Annotated in this window: 18 protein-coding genes and 2 pseudogenes; 11 read left to right on the forward strand and 9 right to left on the reverse strand. The window is 67.8% G+C overall.

Features of this window, described 5'->3' with window-relative positions; genetic code table 11:
• Nucleotides 1-29: 29 nt before the first annotated feature.
• The 4 genes and pseudogenes from OHU89_RS51445 to OHU89_RS51460 form a co-directional block, all read right to left on the reverse strand.
• Nucleotides 30-572, reverse strand: a complete 543-nt coding sequence (locus OHU89_RS51445) for an MOSC domain-containing protein (RefSeq protein ID WP_405653855.1) — start codon at nucleotides 570-572, stop codon at nucleotides 30-32.
• A 593-nt stretch (nucleotides 573-1,165) separates the two neighbouring features.
• Nucleotides 1,166-1,264, reverse strand: a pseudogene (locus OHU89_RS51450) (AAA family ATPase); the annotation flags it as partial.
• A gap of 357 nt (nucleotides 1,265-1,621) precedes the next feature.
• Nucleotides 1,622-2,155 (reverse strand): GNAT family N-acetyltransferase, encoded by a 534-nt coding sequence (locus OHU89_RS51455; protein WP_405653857.1) that lies wholly within the window; start codon nucleotides 2,153-2,155, stop codon nucleotides 1,622-1,624.
• Entirely contained in the window at nucleotides 2,140-3,384 is a 1,245-nt protein-coding gene (locus tag OHU89_RS51460) for a hypothetical protein (RefSeq protein WP_405653859.1), read from the reverse strand. The genes OHU89_RS51455 and OHU89_RS51460 overlap by 16 nt, the downstream gene beginning before the upstream one ends.
• Nucleotides 3,385-3,740: 356 nt before the next feature.
• Here OHU89_RS51460 and OHU89_RS51465 point away from each other — a divergent pair, with 356 nt between their 5' ends.
• The 7 genes from OHU89_RS51465 to OHU89_RS51495 all read left to right on the forward strand — a co-directional run bounded on the left by OHU89_RS51465 (nucleotide 3,741) and on the right by OHU89_RS51495 (nucleotide 8,802).
• A complete protein-coding gene (locus OHU89_RS51465) occupies nucleotides 3,741-4,352 on the forward strand; it encodes an ATP-binding protein (protein ID WP_405653861.1) in 612 nt (203 codons plus the stop codon).
• Between the two features lie 7 nt (nucleotides 4,353-4,359).
• A complete protein-coding gene (locus tag OHU89_RS51470; protein ID WP_405653862.1) occupies nucleotides 4,360-4,641 on the forward strand; it encodes a DUF6415 family natural product biosynthesis protein in 282 nt (93 codons plus the stop codon).
• A 399-nt stretch (nucleotides 4,642-5,040) separates the two neighbouring features.
• Nucleotides 5,041-5,355, forward strand: coding sequence for a hypothetical protein (locus OHU89_RS51475; RefSeq protein ID WP_405653863.1), 315 nt, complete (start codon nucleotides 5,041-5,043; stop codon nucleotides 5,353-5,355).
• Between the two features lie 163 nt (nucleotides 5,356-5,518).
• Nucleotides 5,519-5,812 carry a putative ATP-grasp-modified RiPP gene (gene tgmA / locus OHU89_RS51480; RefSeq protein ID WP_405653865.1) on the forward strand — a complete coding sequence of 98 codons (294 nt, stop codon included), beginning with the start codon at nucleotides 5,519-5,521 and terminating at the stop codon, nucleotides 5,810-5,812.
• Nucleotides 5,809-6,762 (forward strand): ATP-grasp ribosomal peptide maturase, encoded by a 954-nt coding sequence (tgmB, locus tag OHU89_RS51485; RefSeq protein ID WP_405653867.1) that lies wholly within the window; start codon nucleotides 5,809-5,811, stop codon nucleotides 6,760-6,762. Before tgmA ends, tgmB begins: the two co-directional genes overlap by 4 nt.
• Nucleotides 6,759-7,907 carry an ATP-grasp peptide maturase system methyltransferase gene (gene tgmC, locus OHU89_RS51490; protein WP_405653869.1) on the forward strand — a complete coding sequence of 383 codons (1,149 nt, stop codon included), beginning with the start codon at nucleotides 6,759-6,761 and terminating at the stop codon, nucleotides 7,905-7,907. Before tgmB ends, tgmC begins: the two co-directional genes overlap by 4 nt.
• A 20-nt stretch (nucleotides 7,908-7,927) precedes the next feature.
• Nucleotides 7,928-8,802 (forward strand): IS5 family transposase gene (locus OHU89_RS51495; RefSeq protein ID WP_405649167.1). Its coding sequence is split into 2 segments (ribosomal slippage): nucleotides 7,928-8,302 and nucleotides 8,305-8,802, totalling 873 coding nucleotides; the frame shifts between segments, so codons are not numbered across the junction.
• Here the strand turns inward: OHU89_RS51495 and OHU89_RS51500 are convergent.
• Nucleotides 8,786-9,448, reverse strand: coding sequence for an HAD family hydrolase (locus OHU89_RS51500; RefSeq protein ID WP_405649168.1), 663 nt, complete (start codon nucleotides 9,446-9,448; stop codon nucleotides 8,786-8,788). The two genes, OHU89_RS51495 and OHU89_RS51500, sit on opposite strands and share 17 nt — an antisense overlap.
• A 107-nt stretch (nucleotides 9,449-9,555) precedes the next feature.
• On the opposite strand from OHU89_RS51500, the gene OHU89_RS51505 reads away from it, so the two are divergent.
• Nucleotides 9,556-9,873: a DUF6087 family protein gene (locus tag OHU89_RS51505; protein ID WP_405653871.1), complete on the forward strand. Its 318-nt coding sequence runs from the start codon at nucleotides 9,556-9,558 to the stop codon at nucleotides 9,871-9,873.
• A 138-nt stretch (nucleotides 9,874-10,011) separates the two neighbouring features.
• Here OHU89_RS51505 and OHU89_RS51510 read toward each other — a convergent pair whose 3' ends face one another.
• Complete coding sequence (locus OHU89_RS51510) at nucleotides 10,012-10,830, reverse strand: IS5 family transposase (RefSeq protein ID WP_405653873.1); 819 nt, start codon at nucleotides 10,828-10,830, stop codon at nucleotides 10,012-10,014.
• A 118-nt stretch (nucleotides 10,831-10,948) separates the two neighbouring features.
• Between OHU89_RS51510 and OHU89_RS51515 the strand changes: the two genes are divergently transcribed.
• Entirely contained in the window at nucleotides 10,949-12,640 is a 1,692-nt protein-coding gene (locus OHU89_RS51515) for an ISAzo13 family transposase (protein WP_405653875.1), read from the forward strand.
• Between the two features lie 44 nt (nucleotides 12,641-12,684).
• Here OHU89_RS51515 and OHU89_RS51520 read toward each other — a convergent pair whose 3' ends face one another.
• Nucleotides 12,685-14,886, reverse strand: coding sequence for a hypothetical protein (locus OHU89_RS51520; protein ID WP_405653877.1), 2,202 nt, complete (start codon nucleotides 14,884-14,886; stop codon nucleotides 12,685-12,687).
• 851 nt (nucleotides 14,887-15,737) lie between these two features.
• On the opposite strand from OHU89_RS51520, the gene OHU89_RS51525 reads away from it, so the two are divergent.
• Both OHU89_RS51525 and OHU89_RS51530 read left to right on the forward strand, forming a co-directional pair.
• A complete protein-coding gene (locus OHU89_RS51525; RefSeq protein ID WP_405653879.1) occupies nucleotides 15,738-16,118 on the forward strand; it encodes a hypothetical protein in 381 nt (126 codons plus the stop codon).
• Complete coding sequence (locus OHU89_RS51530; protein ID WP_405653881.1) at nucleotides 16,088-17,167, forward strand: tetratricopeptide repeat protein; 1,080 nt, start codon at nucleotides 16,088-16,090, stop codon at nucleotides 17,165-17,167. The genes OHU89_RS51525 and OHU89_RS51530 overlap by 31 nt, the downstream gene beginning before the upstream one ends.
• Before the next feature lie 69 nt (nucleotides 17,168-17,236).
• Here the strand turns inward: OHU89_RS51530 and OHU89_RS51535 are convergent, their stop codons facing one another.
• Complete coding sequence (locus OHU89_RS51535; protein ID WP_405653883.1) at nucleotides 17,237-17,632, reverse strand: helicase associated domain-containing protein; 396 nt, start codon at nucleotides 17,630-17,632, stop codon at nucleotides 17,237-17,239.
• 94 nt (nucleotides 17,633-17,726) lie between these two features.
• Nucleotides 17,727-18,356: pseudogene (locus OHU89_RS51540) on the reverse strand (helicase associated domain-containing protein); the annotation flags it as partial.
• Nucleotides 18,357-18,564 lie beyond the last annotated feature (208 nt).

Below are 18,564 nucleotides of genomic sequence, written 5' to 3' on the forward strand. Positions count from 1 at the left end.
CGTCATGTCACGGCCTGCCCGAAGGCTGGTCAGACCCGGTCCAAGGGTCGGTGCGGACCGCTGGGAAGTTCCATTTCGATCGTGTCGCCAGGGCGCACCACGCCGCCTTCCCTCACGATGCTCATGATTCCGGCTTTGCGCACGATGTTCCCCGCCTCGTCGCGGCCGACGACCTGCTTCAGCAGCCCGTCCTGGAAGTTGTCGATCTGCAGGCAGGGATTGCGCAGGCCGGTGACTTCCAGGACCACGGAGTCGCCGATGCGCAGCAGTGTGCCGACCGGCAGCCCGAGCAGATCGATGCCGCGCGTGGTGATGTTCTCGCCGAGTTCGCCGGGCGCCACCTTGAACCCTTCTTCACCGACCGCGGTGAAGAGCTCTTCATGTATGAGGTGGACCTGGCGCAGATTCGGCTGGGTGGGATCCTGCGCGACGCGCGAGCGGTGCTTGACCGTCACACCGGCGTGAACGTCCCCCTCCACACCGAGCCCGGCGAGCAATCTGACGCTGTCCCGGTTCGGCTTGGTGAACGAGTACTCCCCGTTGCTGCTGACCGCCGTCACTCTCCCGCTCATACCTCAGAACCCCCTCGTCGGTAACCGTGATCAGCCAAGAGCCTAGCCCTGGCCCTCGGGGCACAGCATCCGCGATCAATCGCGGGTGGGGCCGTAAGGTCCGGTGTCTGGTCGAGCCGTAAACGATGGACCTCAGCGCCTGCGTGATCGATGATCGGACCGTGAAGAGAGTCATCGATCTTGATCAAGCGGTCGTCGAAATGGCAGAGCGTCGACGTGGGTGGGAGTCCGCAGGATTGGTTGTCGGGCCTATCAGTTGGCGTGACGAAGCAGCTTCTTGGCCTCAGCAGTTTGAGACGGACCGTTCGCGAGTGGAGGACCCCGATTCAATCGGCGTCCGTATCACGGGGCTGGCAGAGGCCGAGCTTTGTGTGGTGCTGTTCCGCGGTGGCTGGGCCGATGTCGACTTCATCGCGAGGATCGATGATGCCGGTGTGCTCCCTGCCCCGGATGTGGTTTCACCGCAAGCCTTCGGGAACCTCAGACCGTTGCGTGTCCAGGGTGTTCGGTCCCTCCCAGTAGCGGCTTCCCCGGTGTCGTGATGGTGGCGATCGGTCGGCCCGCGGCACCTGTCGAGGAAGGGCCTGCTGTCGTCAGTCAGCAGTCTGTTGGGCCCTGGCTCGGGTCTGAGCGAGGCGGTAGGAGTCGGTTCCGGTTTCGATGATGTTGCCGCCGAAGGTGAGGCGACCGACGTCAACCCTGCCAGCCGGTCCCGGACCAGCCAGATGAAGACTCACAGGTCTGTCAAGACGTGGGAGTGGGGCGGGGAAGGTCCCTCACGAGTCCTCGAGGGACATGATTCTTTAGGTCAGACGCCTGGGGCGTCGACAGAGGCGGCCTTCCCCGCTGCTGTGCATGCTGGTCGTGTGGAAGCACGGGGTCAAGTCGGGGTGACCTGCTGCGTGCGGGCGGGGGCGGGGTAGCGTCGGAACCGGGTGCGGCGGACACGTGAGGTTGGGCCCGGTCGTCTGGTTGAGGAGCTACCGAACTCTCCGCCCGGTACGGAGACGGCCCGCCTCGGCGCAGGCGGGCCGTCGTGGTGGTGTCGGTCAGCGGAGTTCTCGGACCATGACAGCGAAGTTCGGGGAGTCCGGGAAGGGTTGGCGGTTTCCGACCTTCCGGTAGTCCCAAGTCTCGTAGAGGTCCTGCACCTTGGGGTGGGCTGGGTCGACCAGGAGGACGGCGAGGGCCTCCGGCCGGCTCTCCAGTAGGGCCGTGTGTAGCCGCTCGGCTGTGCCGGTCTTACGCCACTTCGGGCGCACCATCAGCTCAGACACGGAGAACGTCGAGTCATTGGCCGGCGCCGGACTCATGTGCTCACGCCACCACTCACGGCCTGGGCTGGCTGGGGCGCCGTAGGCGAAGCCGACCGGTTCGCCTTCGTCATAGCCGACTACGCAGGAGAACTCGGGGTGTGAGCCCCAGTGGTCAACGAACCAGGGGAACCGCTGGTTGAACTCGTCTTCCATCTCGTCCGCGTACGCGTCCGCGTGCACATCCAACAGGGTCTGTCGGATCTGCGGCAGGTCGTCGTGCCCGTAGTGGCGGAGTTCGACGGTTGCCGTGGTCAAGGAGTACTCCATTCGGTCCGGTAGCGGTCGATCCACTCGTGCGCGATGTGCGCGGAGGGAGCCAGGGTGATCAGATCGCGCTGGAAGTCACCGAGGGCTTGACGCATGCGACCGGGGATCGGGTCACCGGCCATGATCTCGAAGACGTTGCCGCTGGTAGTGACTGCCTGCTCGACGTCGCCTTGATGGAGCTGGGCGAGGGCGAGACGCACGGTGGCGTTCGCGCGGTTGCGGCGGTATGTCTCGGGCAGAGCGGCGAGGGCCCTGTAGGAGGCGGCCTCAGCTTCGGCAGGGTGCCCGACGACATCCCGCACGATTGCGGTGATCGAGTGCAGCTCTGCGGGTCCGTAGAAGGCCATCCAGATAGGCAGCGGGGCCGTCATGTCGGCCTTGGTGATTGCGGTCTCGGCGCGGCCGATGGAGCGCAGTGCCGCGCGGTGGTCCCCGGAGTGAGCGAGACCGATAGCGGTCCGGGCGTGAGCGAGAGAAGCGTGCATGGGGCTACGGCGGACCGCGGTTGTCGTCTGGGCGGCCTGGGCGGCGGCGACCGCTTCGGCGTACTCTCCGCGCTGCCGGGCGAGCATGGCCCGCAAGTTCCACACCTGCATGGTCATTTCGGAGTCCTGGGCCATGCCTGCAAGGGTCAGCGCGCGGTCGAGATGGCGGCCGGCGTCGTCGAGTTGCCCGGCGTCGATCACAGACCATGCGGCGGTTGCGGTGAAGTCCGAGGCGACGGCGAACAGGCGCTGCCGGACGCGTTGAGTGGTGGACCGCTTCTGCAGGCCGAGGGCTTCGGAGGCTCCCGCGAGGGCGGCCCGTTCGAGGGCGGTGTGTCCGCCGCGTTCCGCGTCCAGTTCCACGAGGTTTTCGACGTGGACACGGAGCCGGATGACGTCGGAGGTGCCGACGTGGGAGGGGCGGAAGCCTGAGCTGACGAGGGGTACGGCGACGGCGGCGGTGCCGGTGGCCGCCCCGACGAATCGGCGGCGGTGCACGGAAGGGTCCTCCGGTAGTGCTGGTGGGGGCGGTGGGACGGTCTTGCGTTTCCCCCGCGGCACGAACCCTAAGTCCGTGATGGTGCGGCCGGTGACGATCTCCAATGCGATGCGCTGGCGTTGCTGCGGCCATTGGTTCTCGCCGGACAGCCACCGGAACACGGTCCGTTCCGACGTGGCGCCTGTCTTGCCCGTGAGTTTGAGGATGGCGTCGTTGACGGCATCGGTCAGCTCTGCGGCCGACATGCCGTGATCCGACATCCATGCGGCTAAGTCTTCGTTCCGGGTCTCCGCCACCAACCCACGGTAGAAGGCAGGGACCGCCACCGACAGTAAAGGGCGAGTCAATTCGTCAGTTGTGAGGTGGGAGGCCCAGACAACTTCGTCATGCCCAACGGGCGGTGACGGTGGGTTAGCTGTTGTGTACGGCCCCGCGCGCTCCTCGTTTGCCCGTGGGAGGCGGGCGGGGTATCGCCCCCACCGCAGACGCCGAGGGCCACCATGACCAGAGCAGTCACTACGCAGGACGAGACCTCTACCCACCCGGAGTGGAGACCTGCGCATGCTGTCCGGCCGGCCCCACCCTCCCCCCAGAGGACGTGATGACGACGACAGCCGTACGCGCGCTTCGCACGGCCCCCAACCGCGGCGGCGACGTGCTGAACGAGCGCATCCGTGTCGCCTCCCGCCATGGCGACGACCCGCCCCACGCGGAGGACGCATGCCGCGTGGGAATCATGCGCCGGATCGCGGCCGCCCGGCTCCGCTACTGCGGCCTTGAGGCGCTGCACGACGACGTGATGCTGATCGTCTCGGAGCTGCTCACGAACGCGCTCCTGCACAGCGGCACCACGCAGATCAGCCTGAACATCACCGTTGAGAACGAATCCCTGCGCATTGCCGTGGGCGACGGCATGCCGGGTTGCGCCGAGCCCAAGCCCGCAGACGACGACGCAGAGGCCGGGCGAGGACTCGCGCTGGTCGAGAACCTGGTGCAGGCGAACGGCGGAACCTGGGGAACCAGTGACGCTGGCGCGACCACCTGGGCCCGCCTCAACCTCCCGGTAAGGGAGGAACCTCACCCCGACCACCGTCCCGAGCTGGGACCACCCCGTGAGGCAGGCGGATCAGCCGTTCGATCCGGAGCGGCTCCGGTGGGTCCTTCAGAGGGTTCAACGGTGGCAGCCGTATGTAGACGGCTCCCTGCTCGATGACCTCGCGGTGGTACTGGACGACTACACGCCGAACGACGAAGAGATCGAGGACATCGTGCTCCGGCTGCGAGGTCACCTCATGCGGCTCGTGAACCTCGCGGTCACGTCGAAGGTGGACGCGCAGGACCAGAAGGTCGCTGAGCTTGTTACGGACGGCCGAACCATCCGTAGCGAGGAACTGCCCGGAGGGCACTGGCAAGCCGTCGGGCACGTCCGCCGTCTGGCCTGGACCGTCAACGAGCTCCTTGAGCGATTAGTGGAGAACCAATGCCTCAAGGAGGCGGAGTGACGCCCGTACATCCCGGCACGACACAGAGCGGAAAGAAGAAGCCCCCCGGGCGAACCTCGAGCGAACCGGGCCTGGTGCCCTACGTCCCCCTCAGAGAGGGGGAAGAGGGCGCCCCGGACACCCTGAGCATCATCCGTGAGTGGCCCAATAACCGGCCCCGGCTGCGCTACCTGGATGAGGTGCCCGAAGACCGCGACGTGCGGGGTGTGCTGTGGTCGCGGTGCTCGCAGACCCGCCGGGACGAGCACAAGATGCCCACGGGCCAACCCCGGTGGAGGCTCATGCACCCCGCGCGGCAGCGGGAGACGATGCAGGGGATGTTCTGCCAGGTGTGCGTGATGCCCGCGCGAACGCCTCTGGGCTTCGTCTTCCTCGCGGGGCCCGATGACCACCGGCCCGATGAGGCGTCGGTCCTCACCGCGCAGCCGCCGCTGTGCCGCAGGCACGTCGTCCCCGCGGCTCGCCTGTGCCCGTACCTCCGACGGCCGGTCCACGGTCTACCTGGCGCAGAGCGCGCCCATGTATGGGGTGCACGGCACCTTGTACGGCTACGGCGAGAATAGCGTGCGTGTGGTCGCGCAGCCGGAGGAACCGCTGCCGTACGGGCACGCCAACCTCCCGACGTTGCTGGCCTCCCAACTGGTCAGACGGCTGGGCTCCTTCCGGCTCGTCGATCTCGACGAGCTGATGCGGGAGCTGTCCGCAGCCGCATAGCTCCTGCCCTGGGCCTCGGGCAGGTCGCAAGCTCCGCCCGTATGACGAACGGCATTCGGCGCGGGCCGGAAAACGGCGCTGGGGCCACATCCCCCAACGGCCCCAGCGTCACCCAATGCCCGCCGCACCGGCGGGTTCCACCACTGCGACACAGAGGAGACGCATGTTCGTCCACTCCGACCGTCTGCCCACGAGTTCTGCGGTCCCGCAGGGAATCATCACCCAGCTTCCGTGGGGCGTGACCCGTATGGCGCCCTACCCCACGGTGGCCCCCGGGTACGCCACTGCCCGGCTCGACCCGGACACCCAGACCGCCGTGTTCTTCGACGCCTCCGGTCAGGTCATGGAGATGCCCGGTCACGGCACCAGCACCGGCACGAGCCCGTCCACGGGCACCAGCCCAGACGGCAACGGATCCACCCAGGACACCGACACGGGGAGCGACAGCGACCAGTGAGTGACCCGCGTCCGGTGTTGGTCGTCACCAGCCTGAACGACCCCACCGCCGACGTGGTGATTCGCGAGCTGCACGACCGGGACATCCCGGTCGTGCGGCTCGACTCGGGGGACTTCCCCGCATCACTGTTGGTGGAGGCAGAGATCACCCAGCACGGCATCGAGGGCCGCCTCCTCACCCCGTCCCGTACTGCTGACCTGGCCACCGTTCGCTCTCTGTACTACCGCCGACCGACCGGATTCGCCTTCCCGCACCTCAACGATCAGGATGCGCGGTTCGCCGTCACGCAGGCCCGGTACGGGCTCGGTGGAGTGCTGGCAGCACTGCCCGGCTGCCTCTACGTCAATCACCCGCACCGCATCGGGGACGCGGAGTTCAAGCCGCCCGGGCTGGCCGCAGCAGTAGAGGCCGGCTTTTCGGTGCCGCCCACGCTCATCACCTCCAGCCCCGATGCCGCCCGGGCCTTCGTCAAGCGGCACGGCTCGGTCATCTACAAGCCACTGCACAACCCCGTTTACCGAGTCGATGGAGTGTCGAACGTCGTCAAGATCGCCGAGGTGTCTGCCGCAGATATCGACGACCGTGTGGCGGGCACGGCGCATCTGTTCCAGAAGCGCATCCCGAAGACAGCCGACGTACGAGTGACCGTCATCGGTGCCCAAGCGTTCTGCGTCCGTATCGACTCCGACCTCTTGGACTGGCGCACCGACTACGGCCGACTGACCTACACCCCCGTTCAGCCACCGGCGGGAATCGAGCCGGCCCTCCACCACTACATGGAGCACTTCGGGCTTGTCTTCGGGGCTTTCGACTTCTGCGTGGCCGAAGACGGGCAATGGTGGTTCCTGGAGTGCAACCCGTCCGGTCAGTGGTACTGGCTGGAACCTGAGACGGGTCTGCCCATGTGCGCAGCCCTGGCAGACCTGTTGGAGAGGAAGACCACGACGTGAGCGACGACGACAAGGCCCTCCGCCTCGCGCTCGCCGAGCGCCTGGAGGCAAGCGGCCACCTTCGCACCGGCCTGTGGCGGGCGGCAGTCGAAGCGGTGCCCCGGCACGAGTTCCTGCGCGGCGGCTTCTTCGAACCGGCCGACAGCCCCGGCCCCACCGCGTGGCGGCCGGTCCTCCCCGACGACCGCCGATGGCTGGGCCGCTGCTACGACGATGCCTCCCTCGTCACCCAGATCGCTGGGACGATCGCCCCCCGCGACATCCGCGGCGAGATCCTGCGCGAGCCCACCTCATCGAGCACCCTGCCCAGCCTCGTCGTCCGGATGCTCGAAGACCTCCAGGTCGAAGAGCGGCACCGCGTGCTGGAGATCGGCACGGGCACCGGCTACTCCACCGGCCTACTCTGCCACCGCCTCGGCGACGACTTCGTGACGTCCATGGAGGTCGACCCGGAGGTCTCCACCCGCGCCCGCACGGCCCTCGGACAAGCCGGGTACGCGCCGCTCCTGGTTGTCGGCGACGGGCTCGCGGGTCACCCCGACGGCGCCCCCTACGACCGGCTCATTGCCACGTGCGGCGTCACAGATCTGCCCTACACGTGGGTGGAGCAGACCCGGCCCGGCGGGATCATCCTCGCCACCCTGTCCGGCTGGCTCTACTCCTCCGAACTCGCCCGCCTCACCGTGGGCGAGGATGGCATCGCCCGAGGCCGACTCCTCGACGGGCAGACCTCCTTCATGATCGCCCGCCCCCAGCTCCCGCCCCCGCTCGGCCTACTGCCCGACATCGAGGACGGGGAGGAACGCGCAACCCCGCTCGCAGCGGACGCCCTGGACGACTGGAACACCCGCTTCGTCGCCCAGCTCGCAGCCTCCCGCGCCCAACGCCTCACCCTCAACCGGGACGGCCGCACAGAACACCTCCTCGTCGACGTGGACGCCGGCGCCTGGGCCGCACTCGCCCAGGACGGCGATACCTGGACCGTCCGCCAGGGCGGGCCCGCCCGCCTGTGGGACGACATCGAGGAGACCGTGACCCAGTGGCGCGCCGACGGCGCCCCCGGCCTCAACCACTGCGAGGTCACCGTCACACCTGCCGGACAGACCGTGACCTGGTCTAGGGCCTGTATCGGAAGTAGATCTTGAGCGTGAGATGATCTTGTTTCGTGGCGCGGGGAGATCTGACGGACGAGCAATGGGCCGTGCTGGAGTTGTTGTTGCCGAAGGGCAAGAAGCCCGGGCGGCCACCGAGATGGACCAGGCGGCAGCTGATTGACGGCATACGCTTCCGGGTTCGCACGGGCATCCCGTGGCGGGACATGCCCGAGAAGTACGGGCCATGGGGGCGGGCGTACGACTTGTTCCGCCGCTGGCAGCGCAACGGCACCTGGCAGCGCATCTTCACTGAACTCCAGGCCAGGGCCGATGCGCAGGACCTGATCACCTGGGATCTCAACATCGACTCCACCGTGTGCCGGGCCCACCAGCATGCCGCCGGAGCGCGGAAAAGGGGGATCTGCAGAAGGAGCCGCCCGGCGGCGTCGCCACCGAGCCTGACGACCACGGCCTCGGGCGCTCGCGCGGCGGCCTGACCACCAAGCTGCACCTGGCCGTCGAGCAGGGGCAGAAGCCCATGTCTGTCGTGATCACCGCCGGGCAGCGCGGGGACTCCCCGCAGTTCGAGGTCGTCCTGGGCCGCGTCCGGGTGCCCCGGCTGGGGCCCGGCAGACCGCGCACCCGGCCGAGGCGAGTGCGCGCCGACAAGGCGTACGCCTCCCGCCAGAATCGTGCCTACCTGCTCAGACGTGGCATTCGCTGCACCATCCCGGACAAGGCCGACCAGGCCCGCAACCGAAGGAAACGCGGCTCCCGCGGCGGCCGTCCGCCGAAGTTCGACCCGGAGGATTACAAGGCCCGGCACGCGGTCGAGTGCGGCATCAATCGCCTCAAAAGGCATCGAGCCGTGGCCACGAGGTACGACAAGCTCGCGGTCCGCTACGAGGCGACCGTCCTCGTCGCGGCCATCAACGAGTGGCTGTGACCAAGCGGCTCAAGGCGGGGAGCACGCCTCGCAGGTCGCCGCCATCCACCATGACGGTCGCCGCCGCCCGTGCCCCTGGCGAGGCATTGAATGCCACGCTCAGCGCGACGGAAGCGAACAAGGGCAGGTCGGAGCGGCTGTCTCCGATGGCCCCACACGAGCGGGGAGCCAACCCCAGCTCTCGGGCTTGTGCGAGGGCGAAATCACGTTTGTCGTACTCATCGAAGTGGCAAGCGACGCGGCCCGTGAACCGGCTGTCGGTGGTCTCCAGCCGAGGTCCGCTGAACGCGTGGAAGCCGAAGCGGTCGGTCAGGTAACTGCCGACCGGCGACCAGGCGAGAGTTGCCAGCATGGGCACCAGTCCGTTCCGCCGGCACCAGCCCACGGTCTCCGTGATGCCCGAGACCAAGGGAAGCCCATCGAGCCAGCCAGAGACTTGTTCTTCGGACACACCCGCCCAGCCCTTGGCATCCAGCTCGGAGACTTGTCGATTGTCCAGGTCACCGGAGGCGTAGGCGTCCTCGGCCTTGGCCAACTCGTCCCGATGGCCAAGGAAGCCAGCCAGAAAGACTGACGAACTCGTGCCTGGGACGAGGGTGCCGTCGACATCGAAGAACACAGCGCCCACATGATCGGATGAGAACACTGACCAAGGATGTCACCGCCACGTGAGACCCCAGATCCGGGGTGCCCCGCGTACTTCCGATACAGGCCCTAGGGTCTGACGGCAACGCACACCAGGAGGCGCGGACGATGGCGGAAGACGAGCCCTTGCACGAATGGGCAGCCCGACGCGACCGACGCCGGGCTGCGGAACGGCAGATCACCGGCACACGCCGCGCCGTCCCCCTCGCCGACGGAGCCCGCGCCTCCCACGTCACACCGAACGCTCCGCGCGCCCTGCTGGAGTGGGACGGGCAGACATGGGTGACGGTCGGCGTCGCCCCGAACGCGGACGCAGCCCGAGAGTTCCTCGGCCATGAACCGGCGCCTGCCCCAGAGAACGGGCCGGCGGCCCAGCCTGCCCCGCCTGGTCTCGGACCCGGTCGAGGACGTCACCGGAAACCCTGACCTGCGCGCGCTGTTGGGGGATTCTTTGGAGGTCCTCGGCACTACTCTTCGCTCCGGTTGGTTGCGGGCCCGACCGCTTCCCCCGGGCATTCGGGTCCACGATCCGGCGTCGATCGTGGCCGGCCCTGCTTAGAGGTCCTAACAAAGGCGCTGTACATGCCGGTGGGTGATGAGGCAGGTCGCGAGGCCGAGGAAGGCTTCGTGGATGTCGTCGCGTCGTTCCCAGCGGATCCGTAGGCGGCGGAAGCCGTGCAGCCAGGCGATCGTTCTCTCGACGACATAGCGGAAGATGCCCAGGCCGGAGCCGTGTGGTTGGCCTCGTTCGGCGATGACCGGGCGGATGCCGCGGGCCCAGAGCAGGCGGCGGTACTTGTCGTGGTCGTAGCCGCGGTCGGCCAGGAGCGCGTCGGGCCGGTGTCTGGGCCGGCCGACCACGCCGGCCACGGCCGGAACCTTGTCCAGCAGAGGCAGCAACTGCGTGACGTCGTTGCGGTTCCCGCCGGTCAGCGACACCGCGAGCGGGATGCCCTGGCCGTCGGTGAGGACATGGTGCTTACTGCCCGGCCGTGCGCGGTCGACCGGGCTGGGCCCGCTTTTGGGCCGCGCCGAGCGGCCCGCACGTGCGAGGAGTCGATCACCGCCCGCGACCATTCCAACTTCTTCGCCGCCCCGCAGCTTCTTCAGCAGCACCAGGTGCAACTCGTCCCACACACCGGCCTCGTTCCATGCGGCCAGGCGCCGCCAGCACGTCATGCCCGAGCCGAAGCCCAACTCCTGGGGCAGGTACTCCCACTGAATGCCGGTGTGCAGCACGAACAGGATCCCGCACAACGCCTGCCGGTCCGGGACCCGCGGCCGGCCCTCCACCAGCTTCGGGCCCGGCTGAGGCAGCAATGGCTCGACCAGCGACCACAGTTCGTCCGAGACGATCCACGGACGCGACTCCCTCTTTCCCACGACAACACCAACGAGCAACCAGACCGACAGTCACATGATCAACAGCTTCTGTTAGGACCTCTTAGGGCGTGCAGATCTTTAACTCGTGGCTTTCTGCTCGGTGGTTCGTTGATGCGGCATGAGTGGGTTGGAAGAGCAACGGGCCATGCTGGCAGCCAAGTTCGAGGCGATTCTGCCGCACCTGGACGAGCGGCAGCGTCGCCTGGTGATAGGGGCGGAGGCCCGGTCTCTCGGCCGCGGCGGGATCAGAGCGGTTGCCCGTGCCGCCGGTGTCCGTGAGGCCAGAGTGTCTGCCGGAATACGCGAACTCGCCTCCGGAGAGGCCCCGTTGGGGCGCATCCGCCGGCCGGGCGCCGGCCGCAAACGCGTCGCCGACCTGAACCCGGCCGTCCGCACAGCGCTTCTCGCACTGGTCGAGCCCGACGTCCGCGGAGATCCCATGTCGCCGCTGCGCTGGACCACCAAGTCCACCCGCAAGCTTGCCGAGGAACTGACCCGGCAGGGTCACCGGATCTGTGCGGACACGGTGGGTGACCTCCTGCGCGAGGAGGGCTTCAGCCTGCAGAGCAACGCCAAGACTCTGGAGGGCAAGCAGCATCCCGACCGGGACGCGCAGTTCCACTACCTCAACGAACAGGCCCGCGCCCACCAGGACGGCGGGGCGCCGGTGATCAGTGTGGACACGAAGAAGAAGGAGCTGGTCGGCCCGTTCAAGAACAACGGCCGTGAATGGGAGCCGCGAGGCGAGCCGGTACGGGTCGACACCCACGACTTCCCCGATCGCGAGCTGGGCAGAGCAGTGCCCTACGGCATCTACGACGTCGCCGCGAACACCGGCTGGGTCAACGTGGGCACCGACCACGACACCGCCACGTTCGCCGTCGAGTCGATCCGACGCTGGTGGAACGGAGCCGGGCGGGCCGCCTATCCCACGGCCGGCCGGTTGCTGATCACCGCCGACGCGGGCGGCTCCAACGGCTACCGCACCCGCACCTGGAAGACCGAGCTCGCCCGGTTCGCCGCCGAGGCCGGACTGACGATCACCGTCTGCCACCTGCCTCCCGGCACGTCGAAGTGGAACCGGATCGAGCACCGGCTGTTCTCCCACATCACCATGAACTGGCGGGGCAGGCCCCTGACCAGCCACGAAGTCATCGTTGAGGGCATCGCGGCGACCACCACCAAGACCGGCCTGAGAGTGCATGCCGAACTCGACACCAACTTCTATCCCACCGGCATCCAGGTCACCGACGACGAGATCGCCGCCCTTCCGATCACACGCCACCGCTTCCACGGCGACTGGAACTACACCCTCCACCCCCAGCATCCGATGGACGCGGCGACGACCGACAGCACGTCAGACCAGGCCCCGGCGAGCAGTCCGCCCTGCCTCACGCGGCATTCGCTGCAGGACCCCGAGCTGACCGGGATGCCCCGCCAACAGCTCTGCGAGCTCATCGACGCACTGACTCCCGAGCTGGAGGCTCAACGCGAGCACGTGCTCCGCACGCGTCGCGGTCACGAGCGCATGGTCGCCCCCGGCGCAGGCGCCAAAGCCAAGCTCACTCCAGCGGACAGGATCCTGGTCACCGTGCTCCACCTGCGCAAACTCGCCACCATGGACCTCCTCGGCCAGCTCTTCGGGGTCACCGCCATGACCATCAGCCGCGCGCGACATGAAGTCCGCCCGCTCCTTGAGGCACAAAGCCACCTCATCAGCACCTCTACCGCCCGCCTCCGGACACCAGCAGACGTCGCGACGTTCATCGCTCCCGACTCCGCCAAGACCAAGGCCAAAAAGACGAGTTAAAGATCTGCACGCCCTAAGGATCCCCCTCTATATCAAATGCCCTCTCAATGCACCACAGTTCGCCAGTGATCCAGATGCTCGCGGCACTCAGCCGTGAGTTCGTGCGCCGGTCCCATGGAGACTTCGAAGTCGGTCAGGACCGATTCAAACTGTTCAATGGCGTCAGAGATGTCACCCATGACCGCGGTCCAATGCGCTGCGCGGCTACGGCAGTTCAATGTGATGGGATCTGCTGCACCCCTTACGCGGCTGCTGATCCCAGCAAGTTCGCGGAGTTGACAGAGGGCATCGGCGGGATGGCCGGACATTCCGGTCCAGGTCGCCAGACGGCGGTGGAATCTGATGGCGTCGGAGTCCCACTCGGTGTTGATACGTGTACGCTCATCGACAACCTCCTGCAGAAGGCGCACCGCTGCTTCCGGGTCGCCTCCGCGGCCGATGCAGCTGGCCAATTCCGAACGGAGGTAGAGGCACTGTCCACGGGATAGGCCGTGAGCCTGCTCGGCCTCCGAGAGTAATTCCCGCCAGAGAGAAATAGCCGTCGTGAAATCACCGGCTCGGGATGCGCGATCCGCCTTCCTCGCCTGGATGTGTTGACGCAGTTGGCTTTCCGCCAGGATGTCGGGGTCGTTGAGAAGGCCATGCAACACTTCGCGCGCCGTCTCGCTGTCCCCTGATTTTTCAAGAGCCTCAGCGTGCGCAGCCCGGCATTTGAGCGTCCAGGGGTGGGCCGGCCCCGCGAATTCTGAGTAGTCGGCCGCGAGTCGCCGGAAGTCCTCTGCCGCAGAGGCCGGGTCAAGGCCTTCCCGGAAACAGGCGAGGTCCCGGCGGATTTTCAGTACGGGAAGGGAGGAATCCCCACAGACGCGTCTGGCTATCGTCAGTATCCGCTCTGCCAGTAGGCTGGCAGCACGCGTGTCGCCGTTGTGATGGGTGTGCCAGGCGACCAGCATCGTGGCCTTCAGGGTGTCTGGGTGTTCCGGACCAAGTCGCAAGGAACGCTCTCGTGCTTCCTCGGAAGCGAAACGCAGAGCTGATGCGCCCCCGTGCCGGTCCTCAAGCACGTAGGACAGCATGCTCAGGGCGTAGTCGCGGCGATCAGGGTCGGGGTGGTCCAGTGCGCGGCGGAAGGCGGCTTCGGCCTGGTCTAACAGATACCAGCCCCACGTTGCGTCTGCGAGGTCGATCACCTCGTCTTGGGTGGCGAAGGCAACGAGGGTATCGACAGCTTCCGGCGGGGGTACGCGCTTGGGCAGAGCGTCGATGAGGTAGTCGAACGCCAGGTAGCCAGTGTCACCCGCGGGAAGGAGCAGACTGCTGGTGGCGTGCAGTGGCGTGACTGCCCAGGCAAGCGCTTCGGCCAGGGGCTCGGGACGCAGTAAATGGCCGCCTCGCTCAGCCAGGTACGGGCGGGCGAGATGGTCAAGCACGGTCAAGGGCAGCGGACGGTGGATACCTGTACGGCGGGCCAGAACTGCTCCGGCGACAAGGGCCGCAGCGTGGGGGTGGGTGCCGGGCGCCCATGCGTGCTGCCAGTCATCGAGAAGGCGCGGACCAGCCGCGAGGTACTCGGCTACGCCGAAGCGGTCGGCATGTGCGAGGGCGGCTTCGATCCGTGGATCGCTGTTGTGATTCCCGGCGCGCGCGAGTTCCGCCGATGACCAGGCACGGGGTAGCTCGATCCGGGTGGCCAGGCGAAGCACTTCTTCTCCGACACGGCGGGTTTCCGCGCCGAGTTGGTCAGGGCCGATGTGGTCAGGACGGGTGAAGCGCGCGTACTCCTCAGCACGCATCGTAGCCAGGACACGATGGCCATGCCGAGACGCATCGAGCAGGCGCGTCAGGTCGTGGCGGGTAAGGCCGCCTGTGCCAAGAAAGCGTTCCAAATCGTCCAGCCACAGAAGGCACGGTCCTGAAGCCGTGGCCACAGCGTCGATGGCAGCAGCGACGGCGTGGCGGCCGACCGGCTCTACAAGGAACGAGTTGGGCAGGGATGTGTGCGCGGCTTCGAAAGCCGCTCGGCTCTTGCCCGCTGTGGACTCTCCGACTAGCACGACGAATCGCCCATCAGTCAGCGCACGAGCCAAGGCGCCGTCCGTGTCCCGTGGAACGTAGGCAGGCACCCGCGGACACGAGATGTTGCTCGCTTCCTGTTCAGCCGGATGGACGCCCATGGACAACGGGTCGGTGCAACTGCGCACCCGGGGAAGACGGTTCCGGGCATCCAGCCGCAACAGCCGTGGCACACAAGCCGCTTCTTGTTGAGCCCTCTCCCGCTGAGCGATGCCAAGCGCCGACCACACTCCCGCCAACACCGCCCCGACCGCCCCAATCCCCGAGGCCCAGGCGCCCGCCAGCCAAAGCGTCGACACCCCTGCAGACGCTCCGCCCAACACCGCTGATGCCGCGATCAAACCCCATCCATCAGCCCGCCGCATTCCAACCCCCACTCGGGTCGTCCCATGATGGCAAGTCAGGTATGCGCTTGGGAAGCGGCCCGCACTTGCTGGGACCCTTGCCGAGGCCATCTCTCACCTCGGGCTTCTCGTCGCGGCACTGCCGACTGATAGAAGTGCCAGCGCCGCGCTCACGTTTGCGCAAGCCTAGGCAAGGGGGAGTGGTTCCGCCCTCTACGAAGCGGGCTCTGCGCTTGTGTCCCACTCGTCCCAGCATCGCCGGAGTGCCCTTCGGGCACGCCGCCCGCGCTGTTCTCACAGTCCTCACCGGAATCCGTTGGACACTCCTCGGCCGTAACGACACTGCCCCACACCCCAAAATCCGAGGCCACCCCGCACTCCTCCAGCGAACTATCCGACGGCCCCACCGTCAGCGCCCCGGACAACATCACCAACAGGTTCGCCAGGCCAGCTGCGCTGGCCTCCTCGGGGAGAGGAAAATGGGGCCGGGCGCCCGGTAAGCCGAAGATTCTGTGATGCCGGTCAGCTCGCCCAACAGGATGGCGATGGGGATCTGTTACGGGACTTCGGTTTGCGCCATGTCCGCCTTCCGGCGGCCGGGAGCGCGTGTGTCAGACTCAGCGACTTCCCTGATCCCTCCGGGCGCTCGCTGGAACGAGCGTGCGCGGAAGGACCCATCGATGGCCAGACAAGATGTGAAGGACGAGGTTCTCTATCTTCGGGCAGCGGGACTGGACTTGGGCAAGAAGTTCCTTCTGGCCTGCGTGCGGACCCCGTGCGCGAAGCGGCCCGGAACGTGGACGCTGGAGACCGAACGGTTCGCGACGACCGGAGCCGATCTCCGGCGGCTGATGGCCTGGCTGCTCGAGCGCCGGGCCGAGGTGGTGGTACTCAAGGCCACCTCGGACCCCGCGCCGAGTCGGTCGCCCTGCTCCACGCCCACGGCGCCGTCCTGGACGCGGCCGCCGCCGACCACCTGGCCCAGCGCCTGGACGATCTGCCGCTCGCTCTCGCTCAGAGTGCTGCCCTGTTGGCCGACGGCCTGTCCGCCGCCGATCTGAACGCCGAACTGGCCAAGAGCACGGCCGCGGTCCTGGCCCACGGCCGCCCCGACGGCTATCCCGTCTCGCTGGCCGCGCAGATCCACCTCACCACCAGCCGCCTGCAAGCCGACCACCCGGACGCCGCCGCCCTGCTGTCCGCCCTGGCCCTGCTGGCTCCCGAACCCTTCCCCGTCACCACCTGCGCCGGCCACCTCCCCGACCAAGCCTCCACACCCCTCACCCACGCGCTGGCCACCCCACTGACCGCCCGCCCCACCCTGCACGCCCTCACCCGCCACAGCCTCGCCCGCGCCCACGACGGCACCCTCCAGCTCCACCGCCTCACCCAAGCCGTCGTGGCCGACCAACTCGCCCCCGACCAACACCAGCAGGCCCAACGGGACGCCGAAGCCCTCCTGATCGCAGCCACACCCGGAGACGTCGGCGATCCCCCGATATGGCCTGCCTGGCGGGTACTCCTGCCCCACCTCCTCGCGGTGGACCCGGCCCACCTCACCACCACGGCGGCACGGAATGGGGTCCGCGACGCCTGCTGGTACCTGATGGACCGGGGCCAGGCCCACCCCGCCCGCGACCGCCTCCAACAGCTGTACGACACCTGGTCTGCGCAACTCGGCCCAGACCACGAGGACACCCTGTGGACCGCCCACTACCTCGCCCAGGCCCACGGCGACACCCAGGACCCTGAGCGGGCCCGCGCCCTGGACGAGGACACCCTCCAGCGCCGGCGCCGTCTCCTGGGCGAGGACCACCCCGACACGCTGCTCACTGCCTCCAACCTGGCCGTCCGACTGGCGGCGCTGGGGGAGGCTCGGGCGCTGGGTGAGGAGACGTTGGCCCGGCAGCGGCGGGTGCTGGGTGAGGACCACCCTGACACCCTGCGCACTGCCTACAACCTGGCCATCTGGCTGGCGGAGCTGGGGGAGACGGGGGAGGCTCGGGCGCTGGGAGAGGAGACGTTGCTCCGGCGGCGGCGGGTGCTGGGTGAGGATCACCCCGACACCCTGACCACCGTCCAGTTGGTGGAATGGTTGGAACAGCAGTAGGAAGGCTCCCCAGGGGCAAGGGATCGGTCGACGGGCTCGGTCGACGGGCTCGGTCGACGGGCTCGGCTTCTACCAGCGCATGCCGAGGGCGTCGAGGTCCGCTCGCCGTTCTGCTGGCAGCTTGGCTGCACGGCGCCGGGTGTTGTCCAGGAAGGACCCGAGCCTGATCTCCTCGCCGTCGACGATCTCGACGTGCTTGCGCGTCGGCTGCAAGTGGCCTTCCCGGGCGTGGAACTGGCGTGCGGCCGCGAGGTTGGCCGCCCACCGGTCGCCCTGCGAACGCCGCGTCGGCACCACCGCCATGGTCTCGCTCTCGAGGTCCACACCGATGGTCTCGAGCAGGTACTGCTGGACGGGCACGAGCCGGTCCCACCCTGCCGTCTGCCCGGCGATCCACACCCCGAGGTCCTCGCCCTGGACGGCGACATCCCCTGGCCCAGCCGGAAGCGCCCCGCCCGCCTGCACGTGCGCGAGGGTGAGCCTCCGGCGCCCATCCGGGGTCGATCTCGTTGAGTGCCTCCATGCGGCTCTCGGACAGCTCCCCGGCCGTGATGCCGGTCTCGCCGTTGGCGCGGCGTGCGGCGTTCTCACGCGTCTTCCTTGCCGCAGCCCTCACGTTCTTCAGGTAGACCCCCAAGGGGTACGAATCCCACACGACGGAGGCGCCGGGCAGGCAGTGGCCGTGTACGGCGGCGTAGTCGCGGGCCACCGCGAGGCCGGCGTCCCAGGCGGAGGCGTGTACGGACCAGACCATGTTGAGGTTTTCCAGCGTGGTGACCCACTTGGCTTCCAGGGTCCCGGCCGTGAAGTAGCGCCGTTGATCTGCGACCCAGACCCCCAGCGGATGCCCCGCATTACTGTCCCAGTCCTCCGGGCAGACGAACGTGTACGGCACGCGCAGTTCGCTGTTGCCGGTCTCGCGCAGCCAGTGGGTGGCGGCCTCGATCCCGCGGAGCCAGTAGGCGCGTTCGGGGTCGATGAGCCGCAGCGGCCCCAACCGGCGGAACAAGTGCCTGCTCCTGGCGGGCCTCACCGTCGGCCTCCCCCGGCACTTCTGGCGCGTCGCGGAAAGGCCGTCAAGGGCTGGCTGCTTGGTGTCTGTTGGGCTTGATTCTTTCGCCGGATAGGCCCGGTTCGGTCCCGTTGTAGGGTCTCTGACCTGCAAATATAAGGCTGTGATAAAGGTCACTTAGGGGGGTGGAGTGTGTCCGTTTGGTCCTCTGTTCGCAGGTTGTCCATGGGAGTTACTGTCCTGCTTCACTGATCAACTTTCTGGTTGAGCCGGGTTCTTCGTGCTGGGGAGCATGACCGGTTCTGCTTGGGCGCTGGCCAGTCCCTTTTTGTTGTTCATCGGTTCGTGGCTCCTGGCCGTTTGGTGCGCGGGGGTTGTGTGGGGG

The organism is Streptomyces sp. NBC_00019, assembly GCF_045041015.1.
In the GTDB taxonomy this organism is placed as follows: domain Bacteria; phylum Actinomycetota; class Actinomycetes; order Streptomycetales; family Streptomycetaceae; genus Streptomyces.

Coding starts and splice junctions, on each gene's coding strand:
- OHU89_RS51445 (WP_405653855.1), bottom strand. CDS start 572: ATGAGCGGGAGAGTGACGGCGGTCAGCAGCAACGGGGAGTACTCGTTC.
- OHU89_RS51455 (WP_405653857.1), bottom strand. CDS start 2,155: ATGGAGTACTCCTTGACCACGGCAACCGTCGAACTCCGCCACTACGGG.
- OHU89_RS51460 (WP_405653859.1), bottom strand. CDS start 3,384: ATGTCGGCCGCAGAGCTGACCGATGCCGTCAACGACGCCATCCTCAAA.
- OHU89_RS51465 (WP_405653861.1), top strand. CDS start 3,741: ATGACGACGACAGCCGTACGCGCGCTTCGCACGGCCCCCAACCGCGGC.
- OHU89_RS51475 (WP_405653863.1), top strand. CDS start 5,041: ATGAGGCGTCGGTCCTCACCGCGCAGCCGCCGCTGTGCCGCAGGCACG.
- tgmA (WP_405653865.1), top strand. CDS start 5,519: ATGTTCGTCCACTCCGACCGTCTGCCCACGAGTTCTGCGGTCCCGCAG.
- OHU89_RS51505 (WP_405653871.1), top strand. CDS start 9,556: ATGGCGGAAGACGAGCCCTTGCACGAATGGGCAGCCCGACGCGACCGA.
- OHU89_RS51515 (WP_405653875.1), top strand. CDS start 10,949: ATGAGTGGGTTGGAAGAGCAACGGGCCATGCTGGCAGCCAAGTTCGAG.
- OHU89_RS51525 (WP_405653879.1), top strand. CDS start 15,738: ATGGCCAGACAAGATGTGAAGGACGAGGTTCTCTATCTTCGGGCAGCG.